Annotated in this window: 9 protein-coding genes; 5 read left to right on the forward strand and 4 right to left on the reverse strand. The window is 73.4% G+C overall.

The window, feature by feature from the left end:
• Positions 1-44 precede the first annotated feature (44 nt).
• Together ACFYZ4_RS06230 and ACFYZ4_RS06235 are read right to left on the reverse strand one after the other, a co-directional pair.
• On the reverse strand, positions 45-1,400 hold the full coding sequence (locus ACFYZ4_RS06230) for a 6-phospho-beta-glucosidase (protein ID WP_390783204.1): 1,356 nt from the start codon (positions 1,398-1,400) through the stop codon (positions 45-47).
• 189 nt (positions 1,401-1,589) lie between these two features.
• Positions 1,590-2,579, reverse strand: a complete 990-nt coding sequence (locus tag ACFYZ4_RS06235) for a helix-turn-helix domain-containing protein (protein WP_384341814.1) — start codon at positions 2,577-2,579, stop codon at positions 1,590-1,592.
• A 216-nt stretch (positions 2,580-2,795) separates the two neighbouring features.
• On the opposite strand from ACFYZ4_RS06235, the gene ACFYZ4_RS06240 reads away from it, so the two are divergent.
• The 3 genes from ACFYZ4_RS06240 to ACFYZ4_RS06250 all read left to right on the forward strand — a co-directional run bounded on the left by ACFYZ4_RS06240 (position 2,796) and on the right by ACFYZ4_RS06250 (position 5,225).
• Positions 2,796-3,464: a helix-turn-helix transcriptional regulator gene (locus ACFYZ4_RS06240; RefSeq protein WP_351291933.1), complete on the forward strand. Its 669-nt coding sequence runs from the start codon at positions 2,796-2,798 to the stop codon at positions 3,462-3,464.
• Positions 3,465-3,528: 64 nt separating this feature from the next.
• Positions 3,529-4,086, forward strand: coding sequence for a toxin-antitoxin system, toxin component (locus ACFYZ4_RS06245; RefSeq protein ID WP_351291935.1), 558 nt, complete (start codon positions 3,529-3,531; stop codon positions 4,084-4,086).
• Positions 4,083-5,225, forward strand: a complete 1,143-nt coding sequence (locus ACFYZ4_RS06250) for an MAB_1171c family putative transporter (protein WP_390783205.1) — start codon at positions 4,083-4,085, stop codon at positions 5,223-5,225. Before ACFYZ4_RS06245 ends, ACFYZ4_RS06250 begins: the two co-directional genes overlap by 4 nt.
• 45 nt (positions 5,226-5,270) lie before the next feature.
• On the opposite strand, the gene ACFYZ4_RS06255 is transcribed toward ACFYZ4_RS06250, so the two are convergent.
• Both ACFYZ4_RS06255 and ACFYZ4_RS06260 read right to left on the reverse strand, forming a co-directional pair.
• A complete protein-coding gene (locus ACFYZ4_RS06255; protein ID WP_351291939.1) occupies positions 5,271-6,047 on the reverse strand; it encodes a hypothetical protein in 777 nt (258 codons plus the stop codon).
• A gap of 84 nt (positions 6,048-6,131) precedes the next feature.
• Positions 6,132-6,740: a hypothetical protein gene (locus tag ACFYZ4_RS06260; protein WP_351291941.1), complete on the reverse strand. Its 609-nt coding sequence runs from the start codon at positions 6,738-6,740 to the stop codon at positions 6,132-6,134.
• A gap of 182 nt (positions 6,741-6,922) precedes the next feature.
• Here ACFYZ4_RS06260 and ACFYZ4_RS06265 point away from each other — a divergent pair, with 182 nt between their 5' ends.
• Positions 6,923-8,659, forward strand: a complete 1,737-nt coding sequence (locus tag ACFYZ4_RS06265; RefSeq protein WP_390783206.1) for a serine/threonine-protein kinase — start codon at positions 6,923-6,925, stop codon at positions 8,657-8,659.
• Positions 8,660-8,917: 258 nt separating this feature from the next.
• Positions 8,918-10,372, forward strand: coding sequence for a YfcC family protein (locus tag ACFYZ4_RS06270; RefSeq protein WP_390783249.1), 1,455 nt, complete (start codon positions 8,918-8,920; stop codon positions 10,370-10,372).
• Positions 10,373-10,399 lie beyond the last annotated feature (27 nt).

The following is a 10,399-nucleotide window of genomic DNA, read 5'->3' on the forward strand; positions in this document are numbered from 1 at the left end:
ACGGGGGACCGCCCGCCGTCGCCGAGGGCGCGGCGGCACGTGCGTCAGCGCAGGTACGCCAGCCCCGGGTGCTCCGCCGCGTAGCCGTCGAGCAGCCGCCGCGCCACGGCCACGGAGTCCACCAGCGGGTGCAGCGCGAAGGCCTTGACCGCGGCGGCCCGGGACCCGCTCGCCGCGGCCGCCAGGACCTCCCGTTCGACCGCCTTGACGGCCGTCACGAGCCCCACCGCGTGCAGCGGCAGCTGCGCCACGCCGACCGGGTGGGCGCCGTTCGCGTCGACCAGGCAGGGCACCTCGATGACCGCTGCGGCGTCCAGGACCGACAGCGTCGAGCCGTTGCGGACGTTCAGGATCAGCGTGGCCCGCTCGTCCCGGGCGATGGCCCGCATCAGCGCGAGCGCCACCTTCTCGTACCCGCCGGACTCCAGGTCGCTCTCGTCGCGCTCGCCGACGCCGGCCGCCTCGCGGTTCTCGGCCATGTACGTGGCCTCGCGCTCGGCCCGCGTCCGGTCCCAGGCGGCCAGCGCCGCCCCGGCCGGCTGCCCGGCCCGGCCGGCCTCGGCGTAGAAGCCGCGCTGCTGGTCGCGCAGGAAGGCCCCACGGGTCTGCTCGGCCTCCTGGTAGGCCCGTACCGTGTCACGGTTGAAGTAGTAGTAGTGCAGGTACTCATTGGGGATCGCGCCGAGCGAGCGCAGCCATTCGGCCCCGAAGAGGCGGCCCTCCTCGAAGGACTCCAGGGCCTTGGTGTCGGCCAGCAGCCGGGGCAGTTCGTCGCGGCCGCCGATGCGCAGCCCGCGCACCCAGCCCAGGTGGTTGAGGCCGACGTAGTCGATCCAGGCCTCCTCCGGCCGGGCCCCGAGCAGGCGGGCGATGCGCCGGCCGAGTCCCACGGGGGAATCGCAGATGCCGATCACCCGCTCGCCGAGCTCCTCGGCCATGGCCTCGGTGACCAGCCCGGCTGGGTTGGTGAAGTTGATGACCCACGCCTCGGGGGCGCTGCGGGCGATCCGGCGCGCGATCGCGCGGGCCACCGGCACGGTCCGCAGCCCGTACGCGATCCCGCCCGCGCCCACCGTCTCCTGGCCCAGCACCCCCTCGGCGAGGGCGATCCGCTCGTCCGCGGCGCGCCCTTCGAGGCCGCCGACGCGAATGGCCGAAAAGACGAAATCCGCCCCGCGCAGGGCCTCGTCGAGGTCCGTGGTGGCCGTGACGGCCGGGGCGTCGGGTACGCCGGCGGCCTCGGCCTGGTCGTGGAGGACGCGGGCCATGGCGGTGAGCCGCGCCGGGTCCTCGTCGTACAGGGTCACATGGGACACCCGGCCCTCGGCGTGGTCGCCGAGCAGTGCTCCGTAGACGAGCGGTACGCGGAAGCCGCCCCCGCCGAGGATCGTCAGCCGCACGTCCCTACCGCCCTTCGCCCGTGCAGAGGCCACCGCGGGTGCCGGTGGCCGTGGCGGCTCCCGTGGCCGTTCCCCGCACCACGATCGCGCCCGTGGCGGCTCCGGCAGCGCCAATGCCACGATCGATGACACGATCGGTGGCACGGAACCCGCCGCGCGGGCCCGCCGGCACCAGTCTGCCCCGGCCGGTCACTCCTCCAGCGACGGCACGGCGCGCAGCCTGGCACCCTGCTGGTGCGCGACCCCGGCGCCGCCCCGTACGGGACCCACCGGGGCGCCCTGCGGCGCCGAAAGGATCAGGGTGATCCTCGTCAGCCCCATCTCGTCCAGCATCCGGCTGGTCTCGGCCACCATCCGGCAGCGCACCAGCCCCCACCGCGGGTCGGGGTGGCGCACGGTCCGCACCGCCCCGTCCATCTCGGCGGCCTCGGCCCCGCGCATGCTCAGCCAGTGCGGCACCCCGTACCGGTAGGCGGCCTCCATGAACGGGTCACGGGCCACCTCCTGGCGGATGCTGCGCAGCCCCTCGTCGTCCGGGGCCGAGGCGAGCGCGGCCGCGAACTGGGCCAGCAGCGGTACGCACCAGGCCGGTTCGTGGTCCTCCAGCACGCCCGCCGCGTCCGGGTGGAACAGCACGAAGCGCAGGAAGTTGTCGTCCGGCAGGGCCGTCGGGTGCGGCCGTACGGACTGGAAGAGCTGGTCGAAGGCGGAGTTGGTGAGCGCGACGTCCCACCGGTGGTCCACCAGGAAGCTCGGGTAGGGCACCGACTCCATGAGGGCCGCGTAGTCGCACAGGTAGTCGCGCTGCGCGGGGTCCTCGGGCAGCCGGTTCTCCTCGGCCGCCCGCCAGGTGGGCGGAGGGTCGCGGTCGACCATGACGCGGAAGAGCCAGAAGCACTGCCGCTCGCTCATCTCCAAGGCCTCGGCCAGGGCGAGCAGTTTGCGGTCCGTCCACTCCTTGACGAGGCCGCGTTCCCAGTTTCCGTACGCACGCACGCTGATGCGCAGCCGGGCGGCGAGGTCCTCCTGGCTCAGCCCCAGCTCCTCGCGGCGCTGGCGCAAAATCTCCTTGCGTCGCTCGGACCGCACGGCGCCCCGTGCGGACTCCTCGCCCGCCAGGCGCTCCTCACCGGCTCGGGCGAGGCCATCGGACGGGCCCACCGCTGCGAGATGTGGCACCGAGAGCTCCCCCTCCTCCGGTCTGGATCTTCATTTCCGTGTGGCGATCCTGCTACCGACTTCATTCGAGTGTCAACTATTGTGGCAATTCCAGCCTCTTGACAGCTCATTCCCGCCACAGCTGTGGCACGTTCTAGCCCTTACGGGCGAGAGCGGCTAGATTCCAGAAGCCGACCATGTGCCGTACCGACTTCGCGCGATCTAGGAGAACCACTGGTGACAGACGGCTTCCCGGCTCCCGTCGCGGTGGCCAACGCACCCCTGGCAGCCACCATCACGCGCGTCGCCGAACTCGCGGGCAAGATGAGCCGCGACCTGAACCATGTCTTCGACCTGCGGCGGCTCTCCGAGGCCTCCGGCGTCCCCACGGACGTGGTCAGGACCCTCCTCGACGGCAGGCCGGCCGGCGAACCCGATCTGCAGACCCGGTTCCTCCAGCGGCTCGACCTGCTGCGGCGCACGCGCGTCAAACCGAACGGCCGCCGGTACACCCAGCAGGAGATCGCGGACGGCGCCGGCATGTCGCGGCAGCAGGCCGGGGCCCTGATCAACGGCGACCGCCGCCCCACCATGGAGCACTGCGACGCGATCCAGCGCTTCTTCGGGGTGCACGCCGGGTTCCTCACGGCGCACGACTCAGACGCGCTCACGGACGCCCTCCAGCGGACCGAGCAACAGCTGCTCCAGGACTTCGCGGGGCGCGCGCGGGAAACCGTACCGGCCGCGGCCGCATCGGCGGGCGATCCGCTGGCAAGACTCCTCCAGAACCACGGCGTGCGGGGCATCGCCTGGCGCGCGGCCCAACTGCCCAGCGACAAGCACCGGGACAAGGTGACCGAATGGCTGGACATGCTCCTCGAAAGCGTCAAACCGAATGAATCCTGACCCAGTCGAAAGTCTGGGTCTGATCCTTGAGTCCTGATCCGGATCCGCGCCGACGGGGAGAACGGTGAGCATAGGCAGAGAGCAGCGGCGGTTGTGCGGGGAGCTGGTGGCCGGCATCCGGCTGACCGCCCCCGCGGAACCCGTGGAACTCTACGCTGCCCTCTGCGAGGGCATGAGCAGACACCGCGGCCGACGGGTGGACTTCCGGATGGCCTCGTTCCCCCCGCGCACGGCCAGTGGCCTGTGGCTCGACATGGCGGACCGCGACCTCGTGGTCATCGAGGAACGCACCGCCCCCGACCACCAGCTGGTCATCCTGGGCCACGAGCTGTGGCACATGAAGGCCGGCCACTGCAGCCACCACGTCGACGGCGCCGCCGTCGCCGCGCGGCTGCTGTCCGACGAGGCCGACATCGGCGAGACCGTCCGCCGTGTCGCGGCGCGCACGCGCGCCGACGTTCAGGAGGAGACCGAGGCCGAGACGTTCGGTTTACTGCTGGGAAGCCGGTGCCGGAACTGGCTGGCCGGATCGGCCGGCCACCGGGCGCCGGTCCAGCGCGACCAACTGGCGGGCCGCATCGAGGCATCGCTGGGCTACCGGGGGCACAGGAACGACCGTTGACTGGCGAGGACTACTACATACCCGCGGCCGCGATGGCGATCTCACTCGCCTTCAAACTGCCGGCCCTGCGGCACAACTGGCGTGACCCCCTCCTGCGGTCGGTCGTCGCCCTGCTGACCCTGGCGGGAGCGGTGTTCTTCTTCGCCGCCCCGCCCACCATCGCGGCGGTCAACCGCTGGACCGGGATCGCCAACTTCTCGGCCCCCCTGGTGTACTGCCTGATCACCGCGTTCAGCGCCTCCTGCCTGGTCCTGATGGTCAACTGGCGGGGCGGAGAGCCCGAACAGACCCGACGCGTCTCGCGCCGCTGGATCCTGGGCTACAGCGGGGTCATCCTGGCGCTGACCGTGTTCTTCGCCCTGGGCGAGACCCCGGTGGAGCGGCTGCGCGACTTCGACACCTACTACGCGAACACGCCCCGCATCGGCCACATGATCGCCCTTTACCTGCTGGCGCACCACGTGGCCGCCGTGGTGATGGTGGTCCTGTGCTGGCGCTGGTCGCTCCAGGTCCGCGGCTGGCTGCGGGTCGGCCTGGTGATCATCGTCATCGGCTACATCTTCAACCTCGCCTATGACGCGACGAAGATGACCGCGGTCGTCGCCCGCTGGTCGGGGCACGACCTGGACGGCCTCAGCACGTACGCCGCGCCGCCGCTCGCCTCCCTGGGGGCGCTGATCAGCGCCATGGGCTTCGTGGTCCCGCTGGTCTGCCAGCGGCTGTCGGACCACTGGCAGACCTGGGCGACGTACCGCCGGCTCGGCCCGCTCTGGCAGGAGGTGCAGATCTCCGCGCCCGAGGGCACGCCCTCCGTGCAGATCGCCTGGTGGTCCGCGGCGGAGCTACGGGTGATCCAGCGCGAGTCGGACATCCACGACGGCTTCCTGCACCTGGGCCCGTACTTCGACAAGGGCCTGCGCGACGACGCGTACGCGAACGCCGTCGCCACCGGAGCCGACGAGGAGACCGCCCGCGCGGTCGCCGACGCCGCCATGGTCGCGGCCGCCGTACGGGCCCGCTCCGCCGACCCCGAGGGCAAGATCATCGGCGAGGACGAGGAGACCCTGCTCGACACCCCCGACGTGCCCCGCGACCTGCTCCGGATCTCGCACGCCCTGCGGCATTCACCGGTGGTGTAGGCGGTCCGCCGGCAGGTGGGCGGTGTGACGACCGCCCCTGCGGGCTCAGCGGGCCGCGGTCACCGCCGTCTTCGGGAACAGGTCCTGGAACGGCCCCGCCGAGTCGATCCCCTCCCGCCCGTAGGGCGCGTCGAAGCTCCACACCATGAAGAGCAGGAACACGATCAGCGCGCTGAACAGCCCGGCGAGCAGCAACTCCCGCCCGGAACGGCGGATCTGCAGGGTGAAGATCAGCCCGACCGTCACCACCCCGCCGACCAGCAGCCCGAACCACACGACGCCCGGCAGCGTGGACTCGGAGCTCTGGGTCCGCGAGTGGCGGGCGTCGTCGGCCGCCGCGATGTGGTCCAGCAGCGGCTGGTAGGCCTGCGCCTGCAGCTCGGTGGCCGGGCTCTGGTGGGTGACGTCACTGCGCAGCTTGCCCAGCAGTTGGGCGCCCTGGGCCGACGCGCCCTCCCCGGAGGTCAGCAGCGGCCAGTCCACGGCGACGGTGTGGGTGACGTACGCGTCCACCTCGCCGCGGATCCGGTCGCGGACCGCGGTCGGGTAGACGTCGGCGCGCTGGGTGACCTCGTACAGCGCCTGCGCCTCGCGGCGCACGCTGTCCTCCGCGGCGCCGCGCGCCTCCCAGACGCCCGCGATGGCCAGGCCCAGCACGATCGCGTAGACCACGCCCACCATCATCGTCATGTACTCGATGACGTCGGGGGTTTCGCTGGTGTCCTCGTCGTCCGCGGCCCGGCGGTGCCGGATCGTGGTGATGGCGAGGACGACGGCGCAGACGAGCGCCATGGCAATGGCCAGGACCAGCCATTCGGACACGTGGATTCTCCCGGTGTGGGTGGGGTGGGTGGGTTGCGTGGGGTGGGCTGAGTCGGGTGGGTCGGGTCGACGGGGGCGGCGGGGTCAGCCGCGGCTCTTGGAACGCGGACGCAGGGCGGCCGCGGCGAGCACGGCCGGGGTGGTGACGACGACCATGAGCATCACGGTGGACATCCCGTTCGGACCGCGCCGCTCCAGGGCCACCGCGCGGTACGGACGCACGTGGAAGGCGCTCACCCGCGCGACGGCGGCCCTGGGCAGGGCCGGGGCGGGTGCGCCGGCGGGCGCCGTCGCCGTCTCCTCGGCCGGATCAGGCGCGGGCGTCGGCGGCTCCGCCTCCCCGGCCGCCGCCTCCGCGGAAGGCACCGCCGGACCCGGCTCGCCGGGCGGGACCGCCGGCTCCGGCGGTCCGGGCCGCGCGGGCCGTGCGGGCCGCTCGGGGGCTGCGGCCGGCACGGGCGTCCGCCCCGGGTGGTGCACGGTCGGCCGGTCGGCGCCGGGCACGGCGGCCCGTACGGACGGCCGTCCGGAAGGCTGCGCGAGCGGCCCCCTCGGCTGCGGGCCCTTCATCGGCACGCACAGGTCGACGCGGGCGCCGCGGCCGTGGCCGTCACCCGCGACCGCCACGTGGCCGTGCAGCGGGCAGAGCGCCGCCACCAGCCCCGCCCCGGCGAAGTACTGCCAAGCGGTCACGCGCGTCCTCCCGAATTCCGCGGCCGATGCATGGTCACCGCTGAAGAAACGATCAAGGCCCCGCTTCGACACGCCGCGGACCGATCGGGTACCCGGACGCGGCGGTCACGTCACCCGGTCGTGCGTCCCCGCATGCGTGCGCCCGGCCCCGCCCCGCACCTGCGATGCGGCATGATGGCGCCATGGGGACCCAGGGGGAGAACGCCCGACTCATCGCCGGGCGTTACCGGCTGGACGCCAAGCTCGGCCGCGGTGGCATGGGCGTCGTGTGGCGCGCCACCGACCAGCTGCTCGGCCGGAGCGTCGCCGTCAAGGAGGTCGCCCTCGATCCCGCGCTGTCCGAGGACGAGGCCCTGCTCCAGCGCGAGCGCACGCTCCGCGAGGCGCGCGCGGCCGCGCAGCTCAAGCACCCGCACATCATCGTGGTGCACGACATCGTCGAGGACGGCGAACGCCCGTACATCGTCATGGAGCTGGTCGAGGGCGGCTCCCTCGCCGACCGGCTCTCCCGTACCGGCCCGGTGGACCCCGCGGAGGGCGCCCGGATCGGGATCGCCCTGCTCGGCGCCCTGCGCGCGGCGCACGCCGCGGGGGTGCTGCACCGGGACATCAAGCCGGCGAACGTCCTGCTGGAGGCGCCGGGCGGCCGGCCCGTCCTCACGGACTTCGGGATCGCGCAGGTGGCGGGCGCGACGACGCTGACCTCGACCGGGGCCTTCGTCGGTTCCCCGGAGTACACCGCGCCCGAACGGATGTCCGCGCAGACGCCGGTGGGGCCCGAGTCCGACCTGTGGTCGCTGGGTGCCCTGCTGTGCGCGGCGGTGAGCGGTGCCTCCCCGTTCCGGCGGGACTCGCTCGGCGGGGTGCTGCACGCCGTGGTCTACGACGAGATCCGGCCGCCCGCCGCGTGCGGGCCGCTGCTGCCCGTGGTGCGGGGGCTGCTGGAGCGCGATCCCGCCGAGCGGCTCGGCGCGGAGCAGGCGGAACGGCTGCTGCGGGCGTGCGCGGCGGCGGCGCCGGAGCACACGCCGACGCAGGACGCGGCCAGGCCCGCCGTACCCGTACCGGCGCCCTTCCCGACACCACCGCCCGTACCGGCGCCCGCAGTGCTGCCGGCACCGGCATCGGTGCCGGCCACGGCGCCCGTGACCGCCCCCGCGGCCGCGGCCCCGGCCGTCCCCTCCCCCACCAGGCGCCGGCCGGCGGCCGCGCTCATCGCGGGCCTGCTGGTGGCCGCGATCGCCGGGGCGGGCGTCTCCGCCGCCGCGCTGCTCATGAACGACGACGAACACCCGAAGCAGGCGTCCACGAGCGGGGTCGCGGGCGGCCGGAGCACGGCCACGGACGCGGTCGCCTCCGCACCCCCCGCACCGACCTCAGCCTCCCCCACCGGCCCCGGCGGGCGGACCGCGACGGCGAGTCCGGCCGCGCCGCAGCCGGCTCCCCCCGCCTCCGATGACAAGGGCGACAAGGCCGCCCCCGCCGGTTACCAGGTGGTCGAGGACCCGGAGGGCTTCTCGCTCGCCGTCCCCCTCGGCTTCACGCGCAAGGTCGAAGGCCCGCGGATCTTCTACATGTCCCCGGGCGAGACCATCCGCATCGGCATCAAGGTGGCCGATCCGGAGTCGGGCGGACCGCTCGCCGTACACCAACGGGCCCACGCCAAGGGGCCGTCGAACAACCCCGGGTACCGGGACGCCGAGGTCGCGGCCGGCACGCACGACGGCCACGAGGCCGCCCTCTGGCTGTTCACCTGGGACGGCTTCTCCCCGGCCGAAGGCCCCCGGCACACCCGCGACCTGTGCTGGGAGGAGGGCGGCCGGCTGTACGACGTGTGGGTCTCCTCTCCGGTCGGGCGTTCCGGTGAGGCCCGTGGCTACTTCGACACGGCCGTGCGGACCTTCGTACGGACCGGCTGAGCGGCGGACCCGGAGGGGCCCGTCCGGTTCACTCGCCCGGCGCAGTCCACCACGGCACCCGCTCCGCCCCCGCCCCATGCTCGGGGGAGGCGACCCCTCACAGGGATGGTGGCGGATGGAACCGGACAGCCCGAGCAGCCTGGAGCGCCGGGCCGACGCCGGAGACGCCCGGTGACCACCGCGCCCCCCGAACCCGGCGCCCCGGCCCCGGCGCCGGAAGAGGGGCCCCCGGCCCGCACGTTCGCCTTCCCGAGCGCGCTGACCATCCTGGCCCTCGTCACGGTGGCGGTCTGGCTGCTGGCCTTCCTCGTCCCGGCCGGCCAGTACGAGCGCAACGACAGCGGCGTCCCCCTCTCGGGCACCTACCACCGGGTCCCCGACACCCAGAGCTTCACCGAGCGCCTGAACGACCTCTTCCTCTCCCCCGTGAACGGCCTCTACGGCATCCGGGACGAGCGGACCGGCGAGGTCGGCCCCGGCTTCAGCGGCGACCTGTACGGCAGCGCGGGCGTCTTCCTCTTCGTCCTCGCCATCGGCGCGTTCATCACGGTCGTCTTCGCCACCGGCGCCCTCGACCGCGGCATCGCCCTCCTCGCCCACCGGCTGCGCGACCGCGGGGCGTTGCTGATCGCCGCCGTGATGCTGGTGTTCTCGGTCCTCGGCACGGTGGAGGGCTTCGCGGAGGAGACCCTCGGCTTCTACGGTCTGCTGGTCCCGATGATGCTCGCGCTCGGCTACGACCGGCTCGTCGCCGTCGGCACGGCCGTCCTCGGCGCGGGCATCGGCGTCCTGTGCTCCACCGTGAACCCGTTCGCGACCGGCGTGGCCTCCTCGGCCGCCGAGATCTCGCTGGGCGACGGCATCGCGCTGCGCTTCGCGATGTGGGTGGTGCTGACGGCCGTGACCATCCTCTACGTCGTCCGGTACGCGAGGCGCGTGCGGAGGGACCCGGCCGCGTCCGTGTGCGGCTTCCTGCCGGGCGACCGGGAGCAGAAGGCGACGGGAGCCGACCAGGAGGAGCCGGAACTGACCCGCCTGCACAAGACGGTGCTGGTCCTGGTCGTCCTGGTCTTCTCCTTCATGATCTTCTCGGTGGTCCCCTGGTCCGGCGCGCTCACCGGCGAGGCGGAGGCGGGCCCGTACCCGTGGGAGCTGGACTGGTCCTTCGCGGAGCTCTCGGCGCTGTTCATGTGCGCGGCGGTGCTGGTGGGACTGGTGGCACGGATGGGAGAGGCGAGGCTCAGCGCCACGATCATCCGGGGCGCCGCCGACTTCATCTCGCCGGCCCTGGTCATCATGCTGGCCCGCGGGGTCACCGTCATCATGAACAACTCGAAGATCACCGACACCGTCCTGCACTCCATCGAGGGCATGGTCGAGGGCACCTCGTCCGCGGCCTTCGCCGTGCTGGTCTTCCTCGTCAACCTCCCGCTGGCGTTCCTGATCCCCTCCACCTCCGGCCACGCCACCCTCGCGATGCCGATCCTGGCCCCGCTCTCCGACTTCGCGGGCGTCTCGCGCGCGCTGACGGTCACGGCCTGGCAGTCGGCGAGCGGCTGGATGAACCTGTGGGTCCCCACGTCGGCCGTGGTGGTCGGCGGCGTGGCCCTGGCGAAGGTCGGCTACGACAAGTACCTCCGGTTCGTCTGGCCCCTGCTGGCGATCCTCTCGGTGCTGATCTGCGGCTTCCTGGCCCTGGGCGCCGTGATGTGACGGGGTGACGGGTCCGGAAGGCGCCAG

Origin of the sequence: Streptomyces sp. NPDC001513 (assembly GCF_042894695.1) — a bacterium.
Taxonomy (GTDB): domain Bacteria; phylum Actinomycetota; class Actinomycetes; order Streptomycetales; family Streptomycetaceae; genus Streptomyces.